At 70.2% G+C, this 24660-nt stretch carries 20 protein-coding genes; 7 read left to right on the forward strand and 13 right to left on the reverse strand.

The window, feature by feature from the left end; translation table 11 throughout:
• Positions 1-5: 5 nt before the first annotated feature.
• From HUA76_RS19110 to HUA76_RS19120, 3 genes are read right to left on the reverse strand one after another with little or no spacing between them, the layout of a single operon-like run.
• On the reverse strand, positions 6-1835 hold the full coding sequence (locus tag HUA76_RS19110) for a caspase family protein (protein WP_254614369.1): 1830 nt from the start codon (positions 1833-1835) through the stop codon (positions 6-8).
• Complete coding sequence (locus HUA76_RS19115; protein ID WP_141644167.1) at positions 1835-2590, reverse strand: DUF4384 domain-containing protein; 756 nt, start codon at positions 2588-2590, stop codon at positions 1835-1837. Before HUA76_RS19115 ends, HUA76_RS19110 begins: the two co-directional genes overlap by 1 nt.
• Positions 2587-3072, reverse strand: coding sequence for an RNA polymerase sigma factor (locus tag HUA76_RS19120; protein WP_141644168.1), 486 nt, complete (start codon positions 3070-3072; stop codon positions 2587-2589). The genes HUA76_RS19115 and HUA76_RS19120 overlap by 4 nt, the downstream gene beginning before the upstream one ends.
• A gap of 98 nt (positions 3073-3170) precedes the next feature.
• Between HUA76_RS19120 and HUA76_RS19125 the strand changes: the two genes are divergently transcribed.
• Positions 3171-4049: an alpha-ketoglutarate-dependent dioxygenase AlkB gene (locus HUA76_RS19125; RefSeq protein WP_174461710.1), complete on the forward strand. Its 879-nt coding sequence runs from the start codon at positions 3171-3173 to the stop codon at positions 4047-4049.
• 49 nt (positions 4050-4098) lie between these two features.
• Here HUA76_RS19125 and HUA76_RS19130 read toward each other — a convergent pair whose 3' ends face one another.
• The 5 genes from HUA76_RS19130 to HUA76_RS19150 all read right to left on the reverse strand — a co-directional run bounded on the left by HUA76_RS19130 (position 4099) and on the right by HUA76_RS19150 (position 9815).
• Entirely contained in the window at positions 4099-5349 is a 1251-nt protein-coding gene (locus HUA76_RS19130) for a DEAD/DEAH box helicase (protein ID WP_141644170.1), read from the reverse strand.
• Positions 5350-5406: 57 nt separating this feature from the next.
• Complete coding sequence (locus tag HUA76_RS19135; protein WP_174461711.1) at positions 5407-6312, reverse strand: VWA domain-containing protein; 906 nt, start codon at positions 6310-6312, stop codon at positions 5407-5409.
• A gap of 81 nt (positions 6313-6393) precedes the next feature.
• A complete protein-coding gene (locus tag HUA76_RS19140; protein WP_174461712.1) occupies positions 6394-7773 on the reverse strand; it encodes an adenylosuccinate synthetase in 1380 nt (459 codons plus the stop codon).
• Positions 7770-8693 carry a VWA domain-containing protein gene (locus tag HUA76_RS45400; RefSeq protein ID WP_246137306.1) on the reverse strand — a complete coding sequence of 308 codons (924 nt, stop codon included), beginning with the start codon at positions 8691-8693 and terminating at the stop codon, positions 7770-7772. The genes HUA76_RS19140 and HUA76_RS45400 overlap by 4 nt, the downstream gene beginning before the upstream one ends.
• 102 nt (positions 8694-8795) lie before the next feature.
• Complete coding sequence (locus HUA76_RS19150) at positions 8796-9815, reverse strand: hypothetical protein (RefSeq protein WP_174458414.1); 1020 nt, start codon at positions 9813-9815, stop codon at positions 8796-8798.
• A gap of 51 nt (positions 9816-9866) precedes the next feature.
• Between HUA76_RS19150 and HUA76_RS19155 the strand changes: the two genes are divergently transcribed.
• Entirely contained in the window at positions 9867-10340 is a 474-nt protein-coding gene (locus HUA76_RS19155) for a putative toxin-antitoxin system toxin component, PIN family (protein ID WP_141644174.1), read from the forward strand.
• Here HUA76_RS19155 and HUA76_RS19160 read toward each other — a convergent pair.
• Both HUA76_RS19160 and HUA76_RS19165 read right to left on the reverse strand, forming a co-directional pair.
• A complete protein-coding gene (locus HUA76_RS19160; protein ID WP_141644175.1) occupies positions 10316-11860 on the reverse strand; it encodes a hypothetical protein in 1545 nt (514 codons plus the stop codon). The genes HUA76_RS19155 and HUA76_RS19160 overlap by 25 nt on opposite strands.
• A complete protein-coding gene (locus tag HUA76_RS19165) occupies positions 11857-12849 on the reverse strand; it encodes a multiheme c-type cytochrome (protein WP_371817369.1) in 993 nt (330 codons plus the stop codon). Before HUA76_RS19165 ends, HUA76_RS19160 begins: the two co-directional genes overlap by 4 nt.
• An 80-nt stretch (positions 12850-12929) precedes the next feature.
• Here HUA76_RS19165 and HUA76_RS19170 point away from each other — a divergent pair, with 80 nt between their 5' ends.
• Positions 12930-13943 (forward strand): NAD(P)-dependent alcohol dehydrogenase, encoded by a 1014-nt coding sequence (locus HUA76_RS19170; RefSeq protein ID WP_174461713.1) that lies wholly within the window; start codon positions 12930-12932, stop codon positions 13941-13943.
• Between the two features lie 81 nt (positions 13944-14024).
• Here the strand turns inward: HUA76_RS19170 and HUA76_RS19175 are convergent, their stop codons facing one another.
• A complete protein-coding gene (locus tag HUA76_RS19175; RefSeq protein WP_174461714.1) occupies positions 14025-16685 on the reverse strand; it encodes an RIO1 family regulatory kinase/ATPase in 2661 nt (886 codons plus the stop codon).
• 485 nt (positions 16686-17170) lie between these two features.
• Here HUA76_RS19175 and HUA76_RS19180 point away from each other — a divergent pair, with 485 nt between their 5' ends.
• From HUA76_RS19180 to HUA76_RS19195, 4 genes are all read left to right on the forward strand, one after another.
• A complete protein-coding gene (locus HUA76_RS19180; protein WP_174461715.1) occupies positions 17171-17893 on the forward strand; it encodes an EF-hand domain-containing protein in 723 nt (240 codons plus the stop codon).
• Between the two features lie 225 nt (positions 17894-18118).
• Positions 18119-20896 carry a response regulator gene (locus tag HUA76_RS19185; protein WP_174461716.1) on the forward strand — a complete coding sequence of 926 codons (2778 nt, stop codon included), beginning with the start codon at positions 18119-18121 and terminating at the stop codon, positions 20894-20896.
• 73 nt (positions 20897-20969) lie between these two features.
• A complete protein-coding gene (locus HUA76_RS19190; protein WP_174461717.1) occupies positions 20970-22265 on the forward strand; it encodes a DNA polymerase beta superfamily protein in 1296 nt (431 codons plus the stop codon).
• A complete protein-coding gene (locus HUA76_RS19195) occupies positions 22262-23056 on the forward strand; it encodes a DNA polymerase beta superfamily protein (RefSeq protein WP_174461718.1) in 795 nt (264 codons plus the stop codon). The genes HUA76_RS19190 and HUA76_RS19195 overlap by 4 nt, the downstream gene beginning before the upstream one ends.
• A gap of 29 nt (positions 23057-23085) precedes the next feature.
• Here HUA76_RS19195 and HUA76_RS19200 read toward each other — a convergent pair whose 3' ends face one another.
• Positions 23086-23955 (reverse strand): hypothetical protein, encoded by an 870-nt coding sequence (locus tag HUA76_RS19200; RefSeq protein ID WP_371823499.1) that lies wholly within the window; start codon positions 23953-23955, stop codon positions 23086-23088.
• Between the two features lie 160 nt (positions 23956-24115).
• Complete coding sequence (locus tag HUA76_RS19205; protein WP_174458407.1) at positions 24116-24571, reverse strand: hypothetical protein; 456 nt, start codon at positions 24569-24571, stop codon at positions 24116-24118.
• Positions 24572-24660: the final 89 nt, after the last annotated feature.

The following is a 24660-nucleotide window of genomic DNA, read 5'->3' on the forward strand; positions in this document are numbered from 1 at the left end:
CTTCGCTAGAAGCGCGTCCTCACCCCCAGGTCCAGTGCGGGCAGGAACTTCACCTCGGTGAAGTCGTCCATCCGGAGGACGGCCACGGGCAGTCGTCCTCCGATGAGCAGCGCGAGCTGGGGCATGACGAAGACCGCGATGGACCCCACGGGCGCGACAGCGGGTCCAACGGTCCACAGCGTGTCACCCGACCGGCTCTGCACGACAAGCTGCATGCTGGCCTCGACGCCGCCGGTGAACTCCACGATGCGGGCCTGCTTCTTCCACGCATAGCCCACGCCCAGCCCCGTGATGAACTCCCGGTCATCCTGGTGCGGCCCCTGGCCCAGCTCCAGCGAGAAGGTCATTCCGCTCGACTCCGTCCGGGACAGTTCCAGTCGGAACGACACCAAGGCCCCGTCCGGATCGATCACCGTCTGGCGCGCTCCCACCGTCAGGCTCAGCGCACGGCTCCCAGGAGGATTCTGGAATCGTGACATGGGCAGGGGTGGAGGCGGCAGTGCCTGTTCGAACACCGGCTTCTCGGCCGCGGGCTCCCGCGCGCCGACCGCCAGGGGCTCCGAAGTCGGAGGCTCCGGGGACTCCACCGAGACCGTGCCTGCCTCGGCCGCGGCCCGGCGCGTGGCGGCTTCCTCCCAGGGACGAGGTTCCTCAGGCGCCGTCTTGGAGGTCTTCGCACCGGGCGCCTGCCCAGGCTTCACCGGAGCCGCCGACCCCGGCCAGTTCCACTCCTCGGGTGACGAGGAGGAGACGGCCGTCCGCGCCACCGGCTCCGAGCCTCCCTTCCTGCCACCGACGAGAGGAGCGGGAGCCACGAGCTGAAGGTCTTCCCACCGCACCTTCTGAACCTGTCCCGACGGCGCGCGCACCGTGCCCTGGTGCTGCTTGCCCGCGCGCCATGCCCGCAGCTCGTACTCCCCGGGAGGCACCGCGAGCCGGGGCACCGCGCCCGGCCCCAGCTCGGCGAGCACCTGTCCCCGCCCGGGACGCAGCAACAACGCACGCTCGAAGTCGGAGGGCAGCTCCAGGGCCGTGCCCGGGCTGGGGAGCTGGGTGAGGATCAGCTCGCCCTTGCCCGTCAGCCGGTAGTCATAGGCGGGATGCTGCGCGCCCGTCAGCACGTCCGCGGTGGCGGAGACCGTATGCGCATAGGCGTACTGATACGCCTCCGCCAGCGTCACCAGCCCATCGCCGGAGGCATCCGCCGCCCCGCGCAGCCCGGACACCAGATGGTGCGTGAAGAGCGAACCGCCGACCTCGCGAGACTCCAGCGCCAGCTCGTCCTCCGCGCTGGAGGTGAGCAGCGCATGCCCCGTGCTGTGCACCTCGTCCGTCAAGCGCAGCTCGAAGGAGGGGCCGGGTCTTCCGCCCTTGAAGCGCAGCAGCGCGCCGCTTCGGCAACTGTCGACGATGGCCAGCCGCACATCCGCGTGCGTCGCGTCCAGCCACCGGCGCAGCTCCGCATACAGCAGTCGCTCCGTGCCCAGCTCCAGGGCCACGCCATCCGAGTGCCCGGAGAAATAGAAGAGCAGCACCACCCGCGTGTCCGGCGTGACGCGCAGCGAGTCGACCTTCCGCGCGGCGGCGTCCAGCGCGGCGCGTACCGTGGCGAGGTTCTCGCCCTGCAGGACGATGAGGTCCGAGGGTGGCACGTCTCCCAGCTCGGAGAGGACTCCGGCGAGCTTGACCGCGTCGGCCTCGGCGTAGCGCAACGGAGGCCGCTCTCCACTGCCGACGTTGTGGCCGACCAGCACCGCGATGCGCCGGGTCCCCGCCTGGGCGGGCAGGGCGGCGCAACACACGAAGGCGAGGGCGAAGCAGCGGATGAAGGTCATCACGGCTGGGTCTTCTCGAAGAGGAAGGAGGCCTGTGCTCCGGCGGGAACCGGCAACCTCGTGCGGTCTCGGATGACGTCAGCCCCCCCGGCCGAGATTTCACGCAGTGCGGGAGCCACGGACTCGATGGACAGCGGCTTGCGAGAGAACAGGGCGAACAGTCGCTCGGGGCCCGGGGCGCTGTCGAGCACCACGCTCCCCGGAATCTCCAGCGGCAGCCCCCTCGAGGGCAGCAGGCCGCTCTCGGTTCCCCCGAACGGGAAGTAGGTGCTCACCTGTCCCGCGCCATCCACGGAGACGACGAGGACGTAGGGCAGCCCCAATCCCTCGACGACGAAGCGCACCTGGTCGCCCGCGGCCAGCGCCTCGCCTTCCTCCACCTTCCACGTGCGCTCGCCGCGGTGCGCGAAGAGCTGGAGCACCGCGCCTCCCTTGAGGGCGAGCTCGGGCTCCTCGGCAGAGGGGATGGCGACGAGCGCGAGCAGGAGCAGCACCGCCGACGAGAGGGCCAGGGCGGGAGCCCACCATCGCCAGCGGTGTCCCCACGGCGACACGCGGGTGGGGAGCCGGTCGGCGCGGGGCAGCACATAGGCGGTGAAGTGGCGGCGCAGCGACGCCAGTTCGTCCGCGCGGGTGCGACACGTGAGGCAGGTGTCCAGGTGGGCCTGGGTGGCACTGCGCTCCTGGGGGGAGAGCGCATCCATCGCGAGGGCATCCAGCTTGAGGCTGGAGACGTGGGAGGGGGCGGTGTTCATGAGGGGGGCCTCCCGGCGAGCGTGTGTGCGTGCCGGTGGAAGTCTGCGAGCCGGTTGACGACGGTGCGACGGGAGATGCCGAGCACCTGGGCGACCTCGTCCTGGGTCATCCCATCGGCGAGGTGCAGCCAGGCGACCTCGGCCGCCTTGGGGGGCGCGGTGGTGATGAGGCGGCGAGCGAGGTCCCGGTCCTCCAGGAGTCGCTCGGCGTCGACGCCTGGTGCCTCGGGAAGCTCTCCGACGGGCACGGCGCGGCGGCGGCGGTCCCGGGCCTGGTTGAGGCAGTAGTTGGTGGCCACGCGGTAGATCCACGCGAGGGCGTGGTGGGCATCCGGGGCGCGGGCCAACTGACGGTGCAGGCGAAGGAAGGTCTCCTGGGCCGCGTCGGCGGCCGCGGCGTCGTCGCCCAGAATCTGGCGGCAGCGGGCATACAGGGCGGGCCCGTAGGTGCGGTAAAGCGCATGGAGGCGGTCTTCGGACATGGTGGTTTCGCGTTCCGGCCTCCCTACCAACACCCGGGGTGTCCGGATTGCGCAACAGGCGCTCCGGACAGAGCGGGTGTGGTAGCACGGGGCCGCCCATGGCCCTTCCCCCCCGCCGTGGCCCCTCGCTGGCCCAGAAGGCCCGCCAGCGCACTCCGGGTCACCACTACAACGCGAGCTTCCTGTCCGACGCGGACCGGATGGACATCCTCAACTGGCTCGGTGGGCTCCACCCGCTCTGGGAGGAGCGTTACTCCAAGCACTTCCCGCCCCCGACTGGGCAGCAGCAGCGGCGCCTGCTGCGGCCGGTGTACTGGCTGGGAAACTGGCAGTTCGCGTGCCTGGACTACTACCGCCCCCCCAAGGGCCTCTTGAACCGGTGCGTCAAGGCGGAGCCCTTTCCGGCGGTGCTCCAGCGGCAGGTGGACAAGGTGGAGGCGCTGGCGCGGCGCATGTTCCGGGGGCCGGACATGCCCAAGGGCTGGCACCTCAACACCTGTCTGGTGAACTTCTACGGCAGTCGCCTGGAGGATGACCGCTGGGTGGACACGGCGCGGGTGGGCGAGCACAAGGACTTCGAGCCGGGGCCGGTGGCCTCGCTGTCCTTCGGAGAGCGGGCGCTCATCCAGTTCGTCACGTCCTCGCGGCCCGGTGAGCGCGACGCGGTGGTGCTGGAGCAGTGGCTGGATGACGGCTCGCTGGAGCTGTTCGGCGGGACGCGGTGGAAGGAAGAGACGTTCCACCGGGTGCAGCGGGTGGACACGCGCGAGGGGCATGACCTGGCGCCGAAGCTGCCGGACTTCCGCACGCGGCGCATCAACCTGACGTTCCGCTACGTGCCGGATGCGCACGTGATGCCCTTCGCGAAGCTGTCCGACGAGGCGCGCGAGGACGTGCGCGGCTACATGGCGCGGCTCGCCAAAGGCAGCGCCTTCTTCCGCGCGGAGCTGGAGCGCGAGCGCCCCGCTTCCCCCTGACGCGAACCCCCGTCGCCGGGGGTGGGTGGCCCTGGAGCCCTCGGCCTGGTCAGCGCTTGCGATGCGTGCGGGCGTGTCGGCCTTCGGGCCGCCGCTGCTCGCGCTTGGGCGCCTCCGATTCCTGCTGCGCCGGGCCCGGGTTCTTCTGTGAGGCGAGGAACTGGGCCCACGCCTCCTGGAACACGGGGTCCTCGCGAGGCACCGGCACTCGGGGAATCTGTCCGCGCATGACGCGCTCAATCTGCGCGACGACTTCCTTGTCCTTGGGGATGGCGAACGTGGAGGCCACGCCGCTGGCCTGCGCGCGCGCGGTGCGACCGATGCGGTGCACGTAGTCCTCGGGTGAATGGGGCAGGTCGTAGTTGATGACCTGTCCCACGTCCTCCACATCCAGGCCGCGCGCGGCGATGTCCGTGGCGACGAGGCACCGGTACGTCCCCTTGCGGAAGCCCTCCATCGCCTGGCGACGCTGGTTCTGCGTCCGGTCCGCGTGCAGCACCGCGCTCTTGTGGCCCGCGCGCTGGAGGATGCGCATCACCTTGTCCGCGCGCTCCTTCGTCTTCGTGAAGACGAGCGCCGTCGTCGAATCCTCCGCCAGCAGCGTGAGCAGCAGCGAGGACTTCTCCTCGGCCTTGACGATGTAGAGCCGCTGCTCGGCCCGCTCGGCGGGAGTGCCGCTGCGAGTCACCTCCACGCGCACGGGACGGTACAGCCGCTCGCGGGCGAACTCGGTGACGTCCGGCCCCAGCGTCGCGGAGAACAGCAGCGTCTGCCGACGGCGGGGCAGGGCCTCGAAGATGCGCTCGAGTTGAGGGAAGAAGCCCATGTCGAGCATCCGGTCGGCCTCGTCGAGCACCAGGGCCTCCAGCTTGCTGAAGTCCACCATGCCGTTCTCCAGCAGGTCCACCAGGCGGCCAGGCGTGGCGAGCACGAAGGTGGGCTGGGCCTTGAGGGCCTCCACCTGGGCGCCCATGTCCTCGCCGCCGATGACCACGGCGTGCGTCAGGCCACGGGCCTCGGCGAAGACCTGCACGGGCTCGGCGATCTGCTGGATGAGCTCGCGGGTGGGTGCGAGCACCAGGCCGAGCGTGCCCGACTTGCTGTGGAAGCGCTCCACGAGGGGCAGCACATAGGCGGCCGTCTTGCCCGTGCCGGTGGCCGCGCAGCCGATGATGTCCTTGCCCGAGAGGGCAGGGGGAATCGCCTGGGATTGGATGGGGGTGGGCTGCGTGAAGCGCACCCGGCGCAGGGCGCCGAGGGTGGCCTTGGACAGTCCGAGCCGTTCGAAGGATTCACTCACGGCTTCGGGGTATCACGGCGCGAGGCTCCGTGGGAAAGAGCCTCGACCGACACTGTCCTACGTCGTGGCTCGCAGCTTCTGGGCCCAGGGCTCCAGCGCCCGCAGGATGCCCTTCACCCGCTCGGGGGGCTTGCCGGAGTCCCGAAGGCGCTTGGCGATGGCGTCGAGGTGGGGGACGGCGCGCTCGGTGAGGGCCACCAGCGCGGCGGCCACGTCGCAGGTGTCCACCGCGTCATCCATGCAGATGACCCTGTCGCCCATGACGATGCGCCAGAAGTCCTCGCAGTAGCCCCTCCGCCGCTGGTCCGGGATGAGGAAGAACGGGTGGAACGTCCGCTCCAGCCGCTCGACGGCCTGGAAGATGGGCATGTCCTTGTCGAGCGTGTCTCCGATGAGGGACTTCACCTGGGTCAGGGACACGTTCTCCAAGGCCGGCTCGTCGCCCGTCATGAAGAAGTAGCCCTTCTTCCCGCGCTTCTCGAAGCAGTCCATCGCGGTGTGCTCGGCGGCGAAGTACATGCCCAGCTCGTACGACTCGCCGGGGTTCGAGCCACCGCCGCGCTCCAGGAACATCCAGGTGAGCCACTGGTCCAACTGATTCTCGGAGGACTCGAACTGGCCGACCTGGAGCGGGGCGCGGTCGAAGAACGCGTCACCCACCGCCATGAAGAGCACCTGCGGGTCGGGGATGCCCGCCTCCATCAGGTCCTTCATGAACGAGGGGAACGTCTGGCGCGCGAGGCTCTCGGGGATGTTGCCCATGGAGCCCGTCACGTCGAGCGCCATGACGACGGCGAGCGAGTTCGGGTGGGCCGCGCTGTCGCGGCTCTCGCGGAACTTCACCCCCAAGGGGTCCATCTGGGGATGGCAGGCGCGCTGCTTGAACACTTCCTGAGGCGGCAGCTCGCTGCGAGCCCGCGTCATCGCCTCATGCGCCTTGTGGCTGTAGCTCCCGTAACCCATGACTGAAAGACCCCCTCGGTGGAGACACCGCGAATGCACCTCGCGATGTGCCCGGACGCTAGCCCGGAGGCCCTGTCGTCGTCAGCCCCGGGAGCGCTTGTCCCGGGCCCTGGGGCCCTGTGACGTCACGGAGACGCGCACGCCCAGGGTCGCCTCCACCCAGGTGACGAAGCGCTGCGTCCGGGTGTCGGCGCTCTCTCCCAGCGACAGCGTCGTCCGCTCGGGTGTGCAGCGGGCGAGCGCCCCGGTGAGTCGTGCCTGCCATGCGAGGTCCTGGGCCGCGCCGGGACGCAGCGCCGTGACGCGCCCGGCCTCGTCGCGCACCACGAGCGCCTCGTCTTCCGCGGTGCCGGGAGGTGCGTGGTACGCGGAGCACACGGGCCAGTGCGGGCCAAGCCTGTCCACATGCGTCACCGCGAGCGAGTCCACACCGCCGCAGACCTGGAGCGCATAGCGTCCGAGGACCGCGTCGAACCCGCCCACGCGGAAGCCGCCCTGCCAGCCGTCGGCGGTGTTGTGCGGCTCGGGCACCAAGGCCGCGAGCGATGCTTCCTCGGTGGGCAAGGGGCCCTCGCCGTGGCGTGTGGCGTAGGCGCGAATCACGCCGAGTCGATGCACGTCCCCGTCGAAGCCCTGCTCGCGCAGCAGGGCCAGGGCCGGCTCGAAGGTGCAGGTGCTCCAGGTGGTGTGCGGATGGAAGCCGCGCCACTCATCCAGCAGGACGCCCTGCGCGCCCTCGAAGACAGTGTGGCCCTCGCGCAGCCGGGGGCCGAGCCAGCCATCGCCCACCACGCGCTGCTCGGGATGGATGACGCGCACGGCCTCCACCCAGCGCGAGGGGATGTCGGAGTCCTCCAGCAGTCCCAGCTCGGGCGCGGAGTCGGGATGGCCCATGGCGGCGCGTCGCACCTCGGCCAGCTCCGCGCGAAGTCGCTCCTGCGCGGCGCGGGCCTTCCTGGTGAGGACGTCGGGTCGACACAAGTCTCCGGCGAGGACGGCGGCCTCCGGATGCGCGAGCGCATCGCGCATCGTCTCGCCCACGCCCACGCCGCAGGTGCCATGCCTCCGCGCGCCCCGGCCCAACTCGCGCAGCCGTCCGGCCGCTTGATGGAACGGGGTGATGACGCGGGCGCGCTCGCTCACCGTCACGCGCGACAGGGCGTCCGGGACACCGCGCTCCGTGAGGTACTGCGCTTCCACGTGGAGGGCCAGCGGATGGAAGACGGTGGAGTGCGCCAGGTGCGTGGCCACGCCAGGGACAAACGTGCCCGCGCCGAGCTGGGAGAAGGTGTGGTGCCTTCCGTCATCGGTGACGACGTTGTGGCCCGCCTGGGCGCCTCCGTTGAAGCGCACGACCAGTTGGGCGCCGTGGCGCCGCACCAGCCAGTCCGTGAGCGTGCCCTTGCCCGCGTCGCCGAAGCCGAGGTCGACGACGACGTGGGCCGCGCGGGGCGCCTTCATCGCTCGTCGCGAGGGATGCGGCGGTGGCCGGAGTTGGCGTCGTTGGTGGGCAGCGGCTCATCCTCCAGGCGAGGCTGTGGCGTGCCATCGCGCCCCAGCGTCGCGGCGAAGGACGTGAGCGCGCGGATGACGGCGCCGCGTCGGGGTCGCTCCAGTCCGCCTTTCTCCAGATGTCGGGCCAGCGCGTCCAGGTCTGGGATTGCGCCCTCGCACAGGCCCACGAGACTGGCCGCCACATCCACTGTGTCGGTGGGGTCCTCCATGCAGATGACGCGGTCTCCGAGCAGCTCCCGCCAGTCTCGCTCGCAGTTGCGGCGTCGGGCCAGGTCCGGGATGAGGAAGAACGGCTCGAAGCCGACCTGGAGCTCCTCCACCACCTGTCGCACGGGCAGGTCCTCGTCGAGCGTGTCGCCGATGAGGGACCTCACCTGCTTGCGGGAGACGTACCCGTAGGGGCGCTCGTCGCCCGTCATGAAGAAGTAGCCCCGGTGCTTGCGCTTGCGCCAGCAGTCCAGGTCCGTGTGGCGCGCGGCGAAGTACATGCCCAGCTCATAGGACTCGGTGCCGGGCGTTCCGCCGCCGCCTTCCAGGTAGCTGGACGTCAGCCACTGGTCCATCTGCCGCTCGGAGGACTCGAACTGGCCCACCTGGAGCGGAGCGTGGTCGCTGTTCGCGTCGCCCACCGCCATGAAGAGGACCTGAGGGTCCGGGATGCCCACGTCCATCAGGGACTTCATGAAATCAGGCAGACGGCGCCGGGCGAGCAGCTCCGGGATGGAGCCCATGGAGCCCGTGACGTCGAGGGCGAAGACGATGCCCAGGGACTTGGAATGCGCCTCGCTGTCGCGACTCTCCCGCCACTTCACGCCGTGCGGGTCCATCAGCGGGTGACAGCGCTCCTGTCGGAAGACGCGCTGCACGGGTATCTCCTCACGGGCCCGTGTGAATGCCGCATGTGCCGCGTGGCTGTAGCTCCCGTAACCCATGGCTCGACTCTCCTTCCTCGCACGGCCAGGCCGCGCTCAACGCCACCCAGGCAGGGTGAAGGGAACGTAACTCGGCGGACCGAAGGCCTCCTGCGCGGCGGCGGAGACCTGCTCCTTCACGCTCCACGCATCGACGTCCAGGCCACTCCGCCCCGAATGCTGCGCGCGCAGCAGCTCCGCCAGGGGCGCTGGCACGCGGGACGGCACCGCGCCCGTCGCCGGGTCTCCACCGAGGACCCAGGTGATGGAGCGCGCGCACATCGCCACGTCCGTCTCCGGAGTGGGCACGCCTCCATTCCACAGCGCGTCGGGATAGAAGTCCCGGTGCGAGGCGCTGGTGGAGGGCAGGGACTGGAACGAGCGGTGCCGCACGGCGCTGGACCAGCCAACCAGCATCAGCCCGTGGTCCCTGGGGTGGAGGAGCAGGTGGGGCGGGAGCACCGCGCCGTGGACGTAGCCCGCGCGATGCACGAAGCCCAGCAGCTCCAGCGCGCGCTTCCACATCCAGACCGCGGCGCGTGGGTCGACGCCATCGGAGTACACCTCACGCGCCTCCGAGAAGGTGTGCTGGAAGCCACTCGTCCACCGGTACACCAGCGCCGCGCGAGCGATGCCCTCCGGGTCCTTCGCGGTGCCTCGCGCCACGGGCTGGGGGAGCAGGCGGGTGAAGTACTCGGCGCCCTGGGCGTCGGTGCGCTGCAGGTCCTCCAGCACCTCGTACTCGCGGGCGAGCAAGTCCTTGTCGTCGAGCGCGCGGGCCACCTTGAGCACCACCAGTTCGGTGATGCGGGAGTCGCGGCGCGCGAGGAACACGTCACTGCCGTCGCCTCGGCCCAGGCGCCCGAGCAGCACGTAGCGCGTGTTCGCCACCGTGACGCGGGGTCGGTCCGGAGCGAAGGGAGGGTCGTCCGCGGGGCGAGCGGGCTTGGGCCAGACAGCCGCGCCCTTCGCGGACACCATGGCACCGCAGTAGTCGCAGGTGAGGATGCCATTCGGTGAGGACGGGGGTGGAAGCTTCGCGCCGCAGCCAGGACACTTCAAAAGCTGTAGTTCCATCCACCCCTCACACAGTGCCGGGCAAGCATACCGCAGCCTCCAGGAACCCGAATGTCCCCATTGACGCCTCCGCTCCCCGTGGTGCTCGACACCAACGTCGTCCTGGACCTGTACGTCTTCGAGGACCCCGCGCTGCGCGTGCTCCAGACGGCGCTGGAGGCGGGCGCGCTGGAGGCGTGGGCGGAGGACGCGACGCTGGCGGAGCTGGGCTTCGTGTTGGCGTCGCGCCACTTCCTGCCGGGGCGAGACCTGGAGGGCCGGAGGACGGCCCTGGAACGCTACCGGGCTCGCGTGAAGGTGCTCCCGCCGGACGCGTCAGGGCCTTCGCTGGAGCTGCCTCGTTGCAAGGACCGCGACGACCAGAAGTTCCTCCTCCTGGCCGCCCGGGCGGGGGCCGCGTGGCTGGTGAGCAAGGACAAGCGCGTGTTGTCGATGTCGGACCGACAGGGGATGCCCTTCGTCATCCTCACCCCCCGGCAGGCCGTGGCGCGACTGGAGGCTCAGGCGTTGGTGGCGGGCCGGTAGCGAAGCACGCGCACCGATTCGAGGCCGATGATGAAGGTGGTGATGGCGCTCAGCTTCGCCTTGCCCCCGGACTCGCTCCAGTCGAGCACGTGCACGAAGACGGGCTCTCCGCCATCCTCCGCGTTCCGGTTTCCGAAGACGAGCACCGTGTCGGCCTTCTCGCCCGAGTAGGTGACGAGCGTCTGGCGGAAGGAGATCCACGACTCGCGGCTGCCGTTCTCCTCGCTGAGGCCGCGCAGGAACGCGGTGGGCTGGGCGAGCGAGCCCTGGACGTACTCGCCACCGGTGAGCTGGTGCTTGAGCTGCTCGCTCCGGGTGCTCAGCTCGGGCTCCCGGTCACCCATGCAGCCCATGCACTGTTCATCGCAGCCGCAGATCTCCTCGGGCTCGGAGAGCGTCCGGCCCTTGCGGTCCGCTTCACACTGCTTGACGCAGGCGGCGAGCGCGCGGGACTCGGCCTTGTGGGTGCTGGCGATCTTCGCGCGCATCTGGGCCTGGGTGGCGTCGGACTCGAAGAAGGACGCGTCCGCCAGGTGCAGCAGGCCGGCGACCCGCACGAGTCCAGGGTCATCCATGGAGGACAGCGCTGAACTGGCGGCGGCCTTCTGCGGGCGCAGCAGCGCGGGCCTCACGCGAACCCACTTCGAGCGGGCCTCGGACTTGTCGCCGTCCAGGTTCAGGCTGGCGCGGTCGAACAGCGCCGCCGCGGCCTTCGCGCGAGCCAACTCCGCCTTGTAGGAGTCCTTCACCTTCACCTGGGCCAGCCACTTCGTGGGGGTGCGCTCCGTCTGGTAGAAGACCTCCTGCTGCTTCTCGGTGTTCTTCTGGATGAAGAGGTCCTCGGTCTTGTAGCGAGGCGCCCACTCCAGCTTCGCCTGCGTGTCGTTGCGCGCGGCGGCCATCTTCCGCTCGTACGCGTAGGCGCGCACCTGTTCGAAGGCGGCCGTCTCCATCTCCGCCTTGTAGGGGTCCTCGCCCTCCACGTAGACGCGCAGGTCGCTCAGGCAGGTGTCGTCGTACGACGCGCCGGGATAGGTGGACACGAGGGTGAGCCGCACGCCCTGGACCTTGCCGGGCACGGGCAGGGGGATTTCCTGCCAGCCGAGCACGTCCTTCAGCTCCACCTCCACGGCGGTGCCCGTCGTCTGCGGCCCCGTCTCGCCCTGGACGAGCGGCTCCAGCTTCACACCCTTGGGACGGGCGTTGGCCCGGTAGAGCTTGTCCGTCTTCTGGTAGCCATTGCGCAGGAAGACGCGGAAGGACTTCGCGCGCGTCAGCTCCGGGCCCCACCACTCGATGGCCTCGCCCTCGCCGCGTCCCTTGGCGCCCTCCACCCAGGCGGTGGCCGGGTCATCGTCGGCGACGTAGAGGGGGAGGTAGTTCTGGGCGTGTTTGTTCCAGCCGTTCTCCAGGAAGGAGGACGCCGTCACGCGGCGGGGATGCAGGCGGTGGGCGGTGCCCGCGTCGGGCTCCAGGAGGACCGGCGGCGCGGCGGCGAGGATGAGCGACAGGAGAATCATGGCTTGCGCTCCAGGGGTGTGCGGGTCGAGGGAAGGGGCGCGGCCCACAGCACCAGCTGTGAGAGCCCCGGGGGATAGAGTCCCGAGTCTTCCTGCTCTCGGGACACCAGGTGGTAGACGACGCGGGCATAACGCGCGCCCGCGGGCATGCGGATGCGGCGAGGCGGGCCCGGAACCAGCCGGGTGTCCTCGACGGCGCCCAGGTGCGGTAGCGGCTCCGGTGGCCAGGAGCGCACTTCGATTCGACGGCCCAGCGTGGCCACGGTGCGCGAGGACTCGAAGAGGGGTTGGTCCGAGACCTCCACGCTGACCCAGCGCATGACGTCACCGGAGGGGAAGGCGTGGCCCACATCGCGCGTGGAGAGCAGGAGCGCGCCGTCCACCGCCTCCACGACGAGCGCGGCCTTGAGGGACTCCGTGCGACGGGTGCCGCCCAGTCCGTGGTCGCCGCGAGGCATGTGGCAGTTCGTGCAGTGGCGCGTGTCCCCCGTCTGTTTGCGCCACCGGGTCCATTCGCCCACGGTGTCCTGTTGCCACTGGGTGTCGGAAAGCCGGACGCGCTGGCCATCGCCCTGGAGCACCGGGAAGCCGAACTGGTGACAGCCCGCGCAGGGCATCGCGGGGGCGGCCTTCGCGTCACCGAGGGGGGCGTGACAGCCCGCGCAGGTGACGCCGTGCTCCTCGGGAGGGCTGCCCGTGGGAAGCGCGCCGCGCTCGAGGTTCCGCGCGAGCGGGGCGTGACACTGGACACACCAGGCGGGCCGGTCCTCGGTGATGGCGACCTGGAAGACGTCGTCCGTGCGCGCGGTGGCGTGGCCGCTGCGCTTCCAGGCCTCGACCTGGGGGGCGTGGCACTCCGCGCAGCGCTGGACGCTCCAGTCGGGGAGCCCGTGCGGCGCGGGGCCAACCTCCATGCGCGCGGTGCCCTGGGGGAAGCGAGGGCCGGGCGCGGAGGCGAGCAGTGCGCAGATGAGGAGGAGGGCGTGCACGATGAGGCGGGGAGTGTAGGCGCCCTCCGTGTGCGAGCGCGACTCCCACTCTGGGGCGTGGGCGCGGTAGAACCCGACCCATGCGGGCCTATGAAATTCGAGGCGGATTCGGGTTGGACAAGCTGGTGCTGGGCGAGCGGCCGGACCCCGAGCCGGGCCCGTTCCAGGTGCGGGTGCGGGTGAAGGCGACGAGCCTCAACTACCGCGACCTGATGATGGTGGAAGGTCGCTACAACCCGAGGCAGAAGCTGCCGCTGATTCCCAACTCGGACGGCGCGGGTGTGGTGGACGCGGTGGGGCAGGGTGTCACGCGCGTGAAGGCGGGAGACCGGGTGATGGGCCTGTTCTCGCAGGCGTGGCCCGCGGGTGAGCCGACGCGCACGGCGCAGCAGCACACGCTAGGGGGGCCGCTGGACGGCGCGCTGGGCGACACGATGGTGCTGCACGAGGACGGGGTGATGCTCACGCCCGCGTACCTGTCGGACGAGGAGGCGGCGACGCTGCCGTGCGCGGCGCTCACGGCGTGGAGCGCGCTGGTGACCTATGGCGCGTTGAAGGCAGGAGACGTGGTGTTGCTCCAGGGCACCGGCGGCGTCTCCATCTTCGCGCTGCAGATAGCGAAGCTGCTGGGCGCGCGCGTCATCATCACTTCCAGTCGCGACGACAAGTTGGAGCGAGCGCGCGCGCTGGGAGCGCACGACCTCATCAACTACGTGACGACGCCGGACTGGGACAAGGCGGCGCGGGCGCTCACCGGGAACGCGGGCGTGGACCACGTCGTGGAGGTGGGTGGGGCCGGGACGTTCGAGAAGTCACTGCGCGCGGTGCGGCCCGGGGGCACGGTGTCCGTCATCGGCGTGCTGAGCGGTGGCTCGGGCGCCGTGCCGCTGACGTCCATCCTGATGCAGAACCTTCGCGTGCAGGGAATCCTGGTGGGGCATCGCCAGGGCTTCGAGGCGCTGGTGCGTGCCTTCTCGCAGCACTCGGTCCGTCCCGTGGTGGACCGCGTCTTCGCCTTCGACGAGGCGGTGGCGGCGTTCCATCACCTCAAGAGCGGCGCCCACTTCGGGAAGGTGGTCGTTCGCGTCGGGTGAGCGGGTGCTGCTCTGTATCGCAGGAGTGGAGACGGGCCCGGTGACGTGAAGTGCTCACCGGGCCTGGGTCCTACGGGGTGGTCAGGAACCCGTTTCCGTCGGGCCCGAGTCCGAAGGGTTGTTGTTGCGAGCGACGTAGCTCACCTGGGGACCGCCGCGAGGAGCACGGGAGCCGCCGCCCCGGTTCGGAGCGGAGCGTTGCTGCCGGGGGCCGGGCCCATTCTGCCGAGGCTCTCGCAGCGTGTTGCCGCCGGGATTGGCATCAGGTGCGTTCGTCTCGGGGCGGGCCTCCACGACAGGCAGTGAGGCCCTGCCGTTGCCCCGATTGCCACCTCGCTGCTCGTTCCGGGCAGGTCGCTGCCGCGACTCGGGGAAGGGGCTTTCGGCGCCAGCCTGGACCTCGTTGCCGTGACGGCCGTTTGGCGCGGAGGATTGCTCACGAGGCGTGCCGTTGCGGGCGTCCCCCTGGGGGGCGCGTGGGCCGCTGCGTGAGTCTCCCTGGGTGGACCGGGGGCCTCCGTCGCGCTGCTCGCCCTGCGCGGAACGTGAGGAGCCACGGCGCTGCTCTCCCGAAGCCGGGCGGGTGTTGTCCACTCCGGACTGTTCTCTCGGGGCCCGGTGGTGTTCGCCTGGGGCGGAGTGCTGCTCGCTGGAGCGGGTGCGCGGGCTGCCGTTGCGCGATTCATCCGCGGTGCGGGAGCCGTTGCCGTTCCGTTGCTCGCCATCGAAAGCGCGAGGCGTTCCGTTGCGTGATTCCGCCGAGCCGCGAGAGCCGCCATTGCGCGACTCGTCCGAGGCACGAGGGTGGCCGCCGCGCGGAGCGTCCGAAGCCCGAGTGTTCCCGTTGCGCGAGTCATCCGAGAAGCGAGGTTCTGCGTTGCGCGACTCGTCCGAGGCACGCGGGGTTCCGCTGCGTGAGTCCCCCGACGCGCGAGCCGCCCGACCGTTGCGGGGCTCTCCTTGAGCGTCACGGGGACCGCCGTTGCGCGGATCACTCGCGCCTCGCGGACCACCGCTGCGCTGCTCGTCCTGAGGCGAGAGCGTGCTTCCGCTGCGCTGCTCACCCGGCGCGGAGCGCGTGCTTCCGTGGCGCTGCTCGTCCTGAGGCGATAACGTGCTTCCGTTGCGCTGCTCACCCGGCGCGGAGCGCGTGTTTCCGCGGCGCTGCTCGACCTGAGGCGATAACGTGCTTCCGTTGCGCTGCTCACCCGGCGCGGAGCGCGGGCTCCCGTTGCGCTGCTCATCCGGCGCGGAGCGGGGGCTTCCGTTGCGCTGTTCAACCTGAGGCGAGCGGGGGCTTCCGTTGCGCTGCTCATCCGGCGCGGAGCGGGGGCTTCCGTTGCGCTGTTCAACCTGCGGCGAGCGTGGGCTTCCGTTGCGCTGCTCGAACTGGAGAGCGCGCGGGCTCCCGTTGTGCTGTTCGACCTGAGCCGAGCGAGGGCTGCTGTTGCGCTGTTCACCCGGCACGGAGCGCGGGCTCCCGTTGCGCTGTTCGACCTGAGGCGAGCGGGGGCTCCCATTGCGCTGCTCGACCTGAGGCGAGCGAGGGCTCCCATTGCGCTGTTCGACCTGAGGCGCGCGAGTGCTCCCATTGCGCTGCTCGACCTGAGGCGCGCGTGAACTCCCATTGCGTTGCTCAGCGGGCGCCGAGCGCGGTCCACCTGAGTGCTGACCACCCTGCGGCGGGCGCGCGGCATTTCGCTGATCGCCAGCGCCACCCGTTCGCGGCGCCGACGCGGGAGCATTCGGGCGATTGCCTCCGGAACGCGGCGGCGATCGACCGGGCCCGCGGCGTCCGCCTCGCGGCGCTGGGGCCGCGGGAGGCTTGCTCCGCTCACCACCACCCTGCCGGAGCACCAATGCCTCCAGCGCGCGCAGCTCCGCCTCTTCGGCCTCCTCGGGCGTCATGGGCGCCTCTGGGGGCGCTTCCACCGGCTGCGCATGGACGGGGCGGCTCGCTCCCCGGCCCGCGCCACCATTGCGACGCGGCCCCTCGCGGAAGCTGCCGGAGGGAACGAACGAGGGCGTGAGCTCACGCCGCGTGTACGCGCTCCAGATTTCGCTCGTGTCGCCCCCGGCGCCGTGCAACCAGGGCGCGATGCCCGCGAGGAACTCGCGCACGTTGTCCAGGTCGCGCCGGAAGTAGAACTCCGCGCGGTTGTTGCGCGCGGCGGCGATGGTCTGCGGAAAGTCGATGATGGTGGGCCCCAGGTAGCCCATCAGGATGTTGTAGGGCGACAGGTCCCCATGGATGAGGTCGGCGCACAGCATGCTGACCACCTGGGCCCGCAGGTCCACGTACATCGCCTGCGCTTCCTCGGGCGTCGCCGGAGGAGCCTCCACCAGCCGGGGCGCGGGTTGTCCCTGCGCGTCGAGCACCAGCTCCATCAGCAGGATGCCCTCGTAGAACATCACCGGCGTCGGCACGCGCACGCCCTGGGCGTGCAACTTGTAGAGCGAGTCGGCCTCGGCGCTCTTCCATGCCTCCTCGGAAGCGGCCTGCCCGAAGCGGCTGCCCTTCTCCATGGCGCGGCGCGTCCGGGAGTTGCGCACCTCGCGCCCTTCCCGATAGCCCACGTTGTTGCGGAAGTTCCGCTCGTGGCGCTGCTTGTACAACTTGGCTGCGACCACCTGCCCGGAGTGCTGAACCAGCCACACCTCCGCTTCCTTACCGGTCTTCAACTGGCCGATGACGGCCTCGATGATTCCGTCGGCGAGGAGGGTCTCTAGCGAGTCATTCATTCAGAGGCGGAAGTCCTGATGGGGCTCGGGCGGGTGTCTCGAAACGCGCGCGGTGCGGCCCTACTCGCAGCGCGCGGTGGCATGTGAACATCTGGCGGGGCCCTCTTTCTACCGCGTTGTCGCCGCGAGCAGTCAGGAGGGCCGACGCTCGGCCTGCTAACAGTTTGTCTGCCAGGGTTCCAGGGTATCAAGGGGACGCCAGAGCGGGTGGGTCATGTCGGACCTTGTCCTCGAGGCCTCTCCGGCAGCCCGTTCTGAGCAGGAGCGGCCTGGGTGCCGAGCGACCTGGTGGCACGCCGGTCGCTCGGAGAGAGGGCAGGGGCAACAACCCCGCGGAGCCCTCCAGATTCCGGAGGCCGGGCATGCGGGCCAGGCGGAACGGGCCGTCGGGAGGGGAGGGCAGGCTGGGGCTTACCTGCACGCAGGGGGCTGCCGACCCGCACCGGGAGAGCGCTACGATGCGCGCCGCCCAGGAGGAGTCACCCATGGCGACGAAGAAACGCAAGACCAGTGCTGCGAAGAAGTCATCCCGGCGCGCCTCCACCCCGAAGAAGGCCGCGACTCGCAAGAGCGCGACACGGAAGGCTCCCGCCAAGAAGAGCGCGACTCGCACGAGTGCCGCGAAGAAGGGCGCGGCTCGCAAGAGCGCGGCGAAGAAGAGCGCGACTCGAAAGAGCGCCGCGAAGAAGGGCACGGCGCGCACGAGTGCCGCGAAGAAGATCGCGACTCGAAAGAGCGCCGCGAAGAAGGGCACGGCGCGCACGAGTGCCGCGAAGACGACGACGTCCGTGCCCTCGAGCGGAGGCAGGACCTCGACGTCCCCATCGCCCCGGCGCGCGGTCTCCCGGAAGGCGCCCGCGTCGCCGTCCGTCGAGGTCACCTCGGTTGCCTGGGACGAGCGCCCCGCCACGGGCTCGCCCTTCGTCGAGGAGGTGGAGACCTCATCCGCCGGCATCCAGCCCCTGGCGCCCGTCCACGCGGCGGTGGACGAGCTGACCAGCTCCGGCAACGAGCTGCTCGACATCTTCCAGCGCTACGACCGCAACCGCACCGGCTCGATTGAGCGCACCGAGTTCGCGCGGCTGCTGGAAGCGCTCGGGCAGAACGTCACGGACGAGGAGCTGGAGATCGCCGTCGACATCGTCGACACGGACCGCACGGGGAAGATCTCCTGGAGCCAGTTCAAGGTGTGGTGGACCAGCCGCTAGCAGGCAACGAAGCACGTCCGCCGCGCGGGGCCCTCTCCGGGGCGGAAGGTGACTGGCGAGTGCGCGGTCACCAGCCGGGTTCAACCCGGAGAGGACCCAGGCCCACGGGGAGAGGCTCCCAACGAGCCCTCTTTTTGGGAATGGTGGGGTCCATCATCTGTTCGAGCGCCCCTAAATAGTGACGGGGGACCGAGCTGACCTACACTCGCGACGGGAGGGGGAACGGTGACCGACCTGGCGTCCAGAGCACATTCCACCGTCTTCGAGCACGCGCGCGACGCGGTGCTCGTGCTCGACGCCACGCACCTCATCCAGGAGGTCAACCGCGCGGCGGAGCGCATCTTCGGCCCCCGCGCGGAGCTGGTGGGCATGGCGGTGACGCGGCTGTTGTCGGGCTGGCGTCCCCCGGACACGCGAGGCTCGCCGGACACGCCCCATGAGACGGAGCTCGCCGGGCAGCGTCCGGGTGGCACGGGGCCCGCGTACTACCTGCGCGTGCAGACGCTGACCCAGGTGGACGCGCAAGGCGCCCCGCTCGGCTGGGTGCTCCAGCTCCAGGACATGCGCGGAAGCCTGGAGGTGGAAGCGTCCATCCGCCAGCAGAAGGAGTTCTTCGAGGCGGTGGTGCGCAACAGCCCGGTGGCCATCGTCACCATCACCCGCCAGTTCATCGTGCTCTCGTGGAACCCCGCCGCCGAGCGCCTCTTCGGGTACACGCCGCAGGAGGCGCTGGGCAAACACATCTTCGACCTCGTTGCCACGGAGGAGACCGTCCTCCCCGACGCGAAGAAGGCGCAGCGCGATGTCACGCAGCGAGGCCGCGTGCACTCCGTCACCCGGCGGCTGCGCAAGGACCACACCATCGTCGACGTGGAGTTGCTCGCGCTGCCGGTGTCGGTGGGCGGACGGCAGTTGGGCTTCATCGCCATCTACCACGACATCACCGACCTCCAGCGCGCGCGCCAGGCAGCCGAGTCCGCCAACCAGGCCAAGAGCCTGTTCCTGGCGACGATGAGCCACGAGATTCGCACGCCGATGAACGCTATCATCGGCATGACGGGGCTGATGCTGGACACGCACCTGACGGTGGAGCAGCGGGAGTTCATCTCCACCATCCGTCAGAGCAGCGAGGCGTTGCTCACGCTGCTCAACGACGTGCTGGACTTCTCCAAGATTGAAGCGGGCCGCTTCGAGACGGACCCGCACCCCTTCGACCTGCGGCAGTGCGTGGAGTCGGTGCTGGACCTGCTCGCGGTGCGCGCCAGCGAGAAGGGGTTGGACCTGGGCGCGGATATCTCGCCGCAGGTGCCGCAGGTGGTGATGGGCGATGCCTCGCGGCTGCGTCAGGTGCTGCTCAACCTCGTGGGCAACGCGCTCAAGTTCACCGAGTCCGGAGGCGCCGTCGTCTCCGTGGATGGCGCGCGCCGCAAGGAAGCTCCGGACTCTCCGTGGGAGCTCACCTTCTCAGTGCAGGACACGGGGCCCGGCATCACCGAGGAGAAGCAGAAGGGACTCTTCCAGCCCTTCAATCAGCTGGACGTCTCGGTGACGCGCAAGTTCGGTGGCACGGGCCTGGGGCTCGCCATCTCCAAGCGCCTGGTGGAGGCGATGGGGGGACGCATCTGGGTGGAGAGCGAGGGCGTGCCGGGCAAGGGCGCCACGTTCCATTTCTCCCTCACCGTGCAGGCCGCGCCGCAGACGACCGCCGGGTACCTGCGCGCGGACCAGCCGCTGTTGCAAGGCCGGCGCGTGCTCATCGTCGACGACAACGCCATCAACCGGCGGCTCCTCGGACGGCAGCTCCAGACCTGGGGCGCGGTGCCGGTGGAGGCGGGCTCGGGGATGGAGGCGCTCGCGAAGCTCCAGCCAGGCGCGGGCTTCGACGTCGTGCTCATCGACCATCAGATGCCGGGGTTGGACGGGCCTTCGCTCGCCGCGCGCATCCGTGAGCGCGAGGACCTGCGGGCGCTGCCTTTGTTGCTGCTCACTTCGCCCGGTCGTCGCGCGGTGCCGCCGCCGGGCCTCTTCACAGGGGTGCTGTCCCGCCCGATGAAAGCCTCCCAGCTCCATGACACGTTGATGTCCTGCTTCTCCCAGGACGTGGCCCGGGCTCGCGCGGAGTCCGCCGCCACGGGGGCGCCCATCCCCAGGGACCGTCCGGGAGACCGCGTGCCCCTGCGCATCCTGTTGGCGGAGGACAACCCCACCAATCAGCGGCTGGCCAGCCTGATGTTGGATCGACTGGGCTATCCGGTGCAGGCCGCGTCCAATGGTCGCGAGGCGCTCCAGTGGGCCATGCGTCAGCGCTTCGACGTGGTGCTCATGGACCTGCAGATGCCGGAGATGGATGGGCTGGAGGCCACGCGTCGGCTGCGTCAGGAGCTGCCGCCCAACGTGCAGCCATGGGTCATCGCGATGACGGCCAACGCGATGGACTCCGACCGCGAGCAGTGTTTCGAGGCGGGGATGGATGACTTCCTTGCCAAGCCCATCCGCGTGGAGGCGCTGACCGCCGCGCTGGTGCGCTGTCAGACGCCGCGGCCGCAGGGCGGCACGCGCTCCAGACCCGAGCGTGGCGCGCTCGTGGACGCGCCGCTCGACGAGGACATCGTGCCGGTGGCGGCGCGCATTCCCGGCCTGCAGCCCGCCGCGCTGGCGCGGTTGTGGCGGGAGCTGGGCACCCAGGCGGGGAACATCCTCCCGGAGCTCATCGACACCGCGCTGCTCAGCATGCCGGCCCTGCTCGAAGACGCGTACACGGCGTTGCGGCATGGGCTGCTGGATGATGTCAGCCGCGCGGCGCACACCCTCAAGTCCAACGCGGCGTGGTTCGGCGCCTCGGGGCTGGAGGCGCAGTGCCGGGACATCGAATTGCGCGCGGACGCGGGCGAGGTCGCCGACATGGCGGAGCGCCTGGACCGCTGCCGGGCGGAGCTGGAGACGGCTCGCAGGCTGCTGTCCCGGCTGCGTGAGAGCATCGGGACGACGGTGCCCCGGAGCTGAGCCGACGGGGTGGTCAGCCCCTCGGGCTTCGCGCCGTCCCTGGCCGACCGCGACTTCCACTTCGAGGTGAACGATGAGCGACTCTCCAACGGACCCTCCCCACTCGGGGACTTCTCGCATCCGGGGGCTGGAGCAGGTGGACCGGCTGTCGGTGCCCTTGCCGCACGGCACCGAGGTGACGACGCGCGTGGAGCGCCTGGCCTCGGGCGGGCGCCGCATTCCGCAGGGTGTGGTGGGGCGCGTGGTGCGCGCCCGGGATGGCGGGCTCGACATCCAGATTGTCGGCGTGGGCGAGGTCTGGTTCACGCGTGAGGAGCTGGTGCCTCGTCGTCCGGGGCAGGTCCAGTTCGCGCGGCGTCGCGAGGCGGCGTGGCAGTCCCTGGTGCCCTGCGTGGTGCTGGAGACGCGCGTGGGCAGCCATGCGTGGGGACTGGCGAACGCCCAGTCCGACGTGGACGTGCGTGGCGTCTTCGCGCTGCCGCTCTCGTGGACCTTCGGCCTGGTCGAAGCGCCCATGGACCTGGTGAGCGCCGATGGCAGCAGCACCTACTGGGAGACGCGCAAGACGGTGGAGCAGGCGCTGCGGGCGGACCCGAACACGCTGGAGACGCTGTTCGTGCCGGGAGCCCGGGCGCTGGACGAACTGGGCGAGTGGTTCCTCGCGGAGCGTGAGGCGTTCGCCTCGCAGGCCATCTTCGGCAGCTTCGGGCGCTACGCCATGAGTCAGCTGGACAAGCTCACGCGCAGCCAGCGGCTGGCCGAGCACCGGGACCTGTTGCTGGAGTGGCTGTGCGAGGAGCCCGCGCCGAACCTGGACGAGGTGGCGCGGCGCCTGTCCGAGGTGTCTCCGCGTGAAGCGCCCACGCAGCAGGACGCGCTGCTGGCGGCGAAGACGTACGTGAAGCAGCTCTACCGCTCGCTGTGGGACCAGGGGTTGTTGACGGCGAACGACTTCGCGGCGCTCACGGCCTATGCCCGGGGTGGGGGGCAGCGTCCTCCCTCCGCGCGGGAGCTGCGGCCGAAGAACGCGTACAACCTGCTGCGGTTGATCTCCACGGCCACGGGCTGGCTGCGCCATGGCGAGCCCGTCTTCGAGGCGACGGGCGCACTGAAGGCACGGCTGCTGGACATCAAGGCGGGGAGCGTGCCGCTCGATGACGTGCTGCGGGACGCGGAGGCGATGGCGCCGGAGCTGGAGGCGGCGCGACGGGAGAGTCGACTGCCGGAGCATCCCGACTACGCGCGCGCGGACCGACTGTTGCGACGCGTGGGGGCCGAGGTGGCGCGACGCTGGGTGTTGAAGACACCGGGACCGCTGGGGCGCGAGGCGCCCGAGGCCCCGGAGACGGAGTGGAGGGATTCGGAATGAAGGGCGCCATGACGGAGCACGAGCGGAAGGTGGCGGACGGCGTGCTCGACGAGGAGTCCGCGAAGCGAGAGCACCTGGTGGTGTCCTTGTCGGGTGCGCATGCGTATGGCTTTCCCTCGCCGGACAGTGATTTGGACCTGAAGTCCATCCACATCGCGCCCACGGCGCTTTTGCTGGGCCTGCAACCCCGGCAGCTCAACGCCGAGCGGCTCCAGGTGGTGGACGGAGTGGAGGTGGACTACTCGTCCAACGAACTCCAGCCCGTGCTCCAGGGACTCTTGCAGGGCAATGGCAACTACCTGGAGCGCCTGCTGGGGGCCATTCCCGTGCGGGTCTCCCCGGAGCTGGAGGCCCTTCAGCCGCTGGTGCGCGGCGTGTTGTCGCGTCGGGTGCACCGGCACTACCGGGGCTTCGCCTACGGTCAGCTCCGGGAGTGGGAGAAGAGCGGCTTTCGCTCCGCGAAGAAGCTCCTCTACGTGTTGCGCACCACGCTCACCGGGACGCACGCGCTGCGCACCGGCGAGGTGGAGACGGATGTCACCGAGCTGCTGGATTCCCACGGCTTCGCGGAGGCGCACGAACTGGTGGAGCAGAAGCGACGCGGGGAGAAGTCCGAACTGCCCGAATCGCTCAGCGCGAAGTGGCGCGCCGACGTGGCCCGCTCCTTCGAAGTGCTCGATGCCGCCCTGGAGGCTTCCGTGTTGCCGGAGGAGCCCTCCCAGGCGGCGGTGGACGCGCTGGAGGCGTGGATGCTGGACCTGCGACGCAGGCGGTTCGTGGCCGTGTCGTGAGGCACGGGCCACGCGCCGCGCCGTGGGCCTCAGGGGTCGGTGGGTGACAGCCGCGACAGGGAGCGGTTCTTGACCTTGAGCCAGGCCTGTTGCTTGAACAGGTAGGTCGAGCAGAGCTGGCGCCACGTCCACACGTCCGGCAGCTTCCACCACGCCGCGGGCGGCTGGATGCCCTTGTCCCGCAGGTTGCCGATGCCCCGGTAGCCGACGCCGTCGAGCCCGAAGGCGCAGTTGGACTCGAGGACCAGGACCTTGTCCGTCGCGGGGTGGTGGTCCACGACGAGGAGCGTGTGGCCGGAGCGCCACTGGTTTCGCCAGCCCTGGATGAGTGTCCACGGGTGGGGTGGCACGTCCGCTGACGGAGGCGGGATGGCCATGCCGCTCTCGACGGCGGAGGTGACGGGGGAAAAGTTATCCTCCGCGGAGGCAATCATCATCTGTCGGTGACGGCGGGAGTCCCAGGCGAAGGCCGCGCCGTGCGCATCGGCGAAGGCCTTCACGGTGAGGGCCTCCACGAAGGTGCAGCAGTTGTTGAACCGGGGAGGCCCCAGGGGGACGCGAATGCCTGGCAGCGTCCACGGGTAGTAGGCCTTGTCCGGGTCGTAGCGGTAGTCGCGCAGCCCGCCGAGGAGCGCGACGAGCCGGTCCTCGGCCACGGCCAGTGGCTCGTCGTCGAAAGGCAGCCTTACGGCCGGAGGCGGCTTCTCCTGCTGGACGACGGTCGCGTAGCGCTGGGTCCGCCAACGCACGCAAATCCAGGTGTCCAGCGCGCCCAACGTCGGGACTTCCAGGCGCACGTAGTCCGTGTCGGGCGTCGGAAAACCGAGGCGCTCGTCCAGGACGAAGTAGGTGCCTGGCTCGACGTAGCCCTCGAACTGCGCGTTTGTGTCTGGCTCCACGAAGCCGCGAAGTCGGATGGGAAGCTTCGCGACACGATAGGTTTCCGCCAAGACAGGACCCCCCGGAGAAGATGACCTGATGTGAAGTCTAACTCACTCCGGGAGTTGTTCGCAGGACGTGGCGGGGGAGGTGCCGGGCGGGTGCCCCGACTGGTCCGCGCTAGGAGCAGCAGTCCCTGGGGCAGTTGCTGTACTCAGACACTTCGCAATAGCCGTCGCCGCACACGTGGATGAAGTTTTCATCCTGGGGCGGAGGGGTGATTGCCTTGGGCGTGAGACACACGGGGCCGCAGTCCACCGGGCAGTTCTCGCCCGCGCCGCAGACACCATCGCCACAGTACGGCGAATATCCACAGTCGGTGGGACACGTCGATTGATTCTCGCCCACTTCACAGATGCCATTGCCGCAAGAGGCCGGGCAGTCCGAAGGACAGGTGACGCGCTCGTTCCCATCGCATTCGCGATCGCCGCACTGGTGGCCAAGGCCCGCCTCGGCGGACTGCTGCTCGAGCTTTGCGACCGCCGAGTCGTCGGCTTCCGTCGCGATGCCGCCGCACGCCAGCAGGACCAGTGAGGCCACCACGGTGGCCGTCACACCACTCCAACGCTTGCTCATACAGCCTCCTGGAAAAGGAGGCGCGGAGCCTGGTCGTTGCTCTCATGGAAAGGTCTGGCCTTTCCAATTCGTGACATGAGGTCGCGGCT

It is taken from the genome of Myxococcus sp. CA056, assembly GCF_013336715.1.
GTDB classification, from domain to species: Bacteria; Myxococcota; Myxococcia; order Myxococcales; family Myxococcaceae; genus Myxococcus; species Myxococcus llanfairpwllgwyngyllgogerychwyrndrobwllllantysiliogogogochensis.

Coding starts and splice junctions, on each gene's coding strand:
- HUA76_RS19110 (WP_254614369.1), bottom strand. CDS start 1,835: ATGACCTTCATCCGCTGCTTCGCCCTCGCCTTCGTGTGTTGCGCCGCC.
- HUA76_RS19115 (WP_141644167.1), bottom strand. CDS start 2,590: ATGAACACCGCCCCCTCCCACGTCTCCAGCCTCAAGCTGGATGCCCTC.
- HUA76_RS19120 (WP_141644168.1), bottom strand. CDS start 3,072: ATGTCCGAAGACCGCCTCCATGCGCTTTACCGCACCTACGGGCCCGCC.
- HUA76_RS19125 (WP_174461710.1), top strand. CDS start 3,171: ATGGCCCTTCCCCCCCGCCGTGGCCCCTCGCTGGCCCAGAAGGCCCGC.
- HUA76_RS19135 (WP_174461711.1), bottom strand. CDS start 6,312: ATGGGTTACGGGAGCTACAGCCACAAGGCGCATGAGGCGATGACGCGG.
- HUA76_RS19140 (WP_174461712.1), bottom strand. CDS start 7,773: ATGAAGGCGCCCCGCGCGGCCCACGTCGTCGTCGACCTCGGCTTCGGC.
- HUA76_RS19150 (WP_174458414.1), bottom strand. CDS start 9,815: ATGGAACTACAGCTTTTGAAGTGTCCTGGCTGCGGCGCGAAGCTTCCA.
- HUA76_RS19155 (WP_141644174.1), top strand. CDS start 9,867: ATGTCCCCATTGACGCCTCCGCTCCCCGTGGTGCTCGACACCAACGTC.
- HUA76_RS19160 (WP_141644175.1), bottom strand. CDS start 11,860: ATGATTCTCCTGTCGCTCATCCTCGCCGCCGCGCCGCCGGTCCTCCTG.
- HUA76_RS19170 (WP_174461713.1), top strand. CDS start 12,930: ATGCGGGCCTATGAAATTCGAGGCGGATTCGGGTTGGACAAGCTGGTG.
- HUA76_RS19175 (WP_174461714.1), bottom strand. CDS start 16,685: ATGAATGACTCGCTAGAGACCCTCCTCGCCGACGGAATCATCGAGGCC.
- HUA76_RS19180 (WP_174461715.1), top strand. CDS start 17,171: ATGGCGACGAAGAAACGCAAGACCAGTGCTGCGAAGAAGTCATCCCGG.
- HUA76_RS19190 (WP_174461717.1), top strand. CDS start 20,970: ATGAGCGACTCTCCAACGGACCCTCCCCACTCGGGGACTTCTCGCATC.
- HUA76_RS19195 (WP_174461718.1), top strand. CDS start 22,262: ATGAAGGGCGCCATGACGGAGCACGAGCGGAAGGTGGCGGACGGCGTG.
- HUA76_RS19205 (WP_174458407.1), bottom strand. CDS start 24,571: ATGAGCAAGCGTTGGAGTGGTGTGACGGCCACCGTGGTGGCCTCACTG.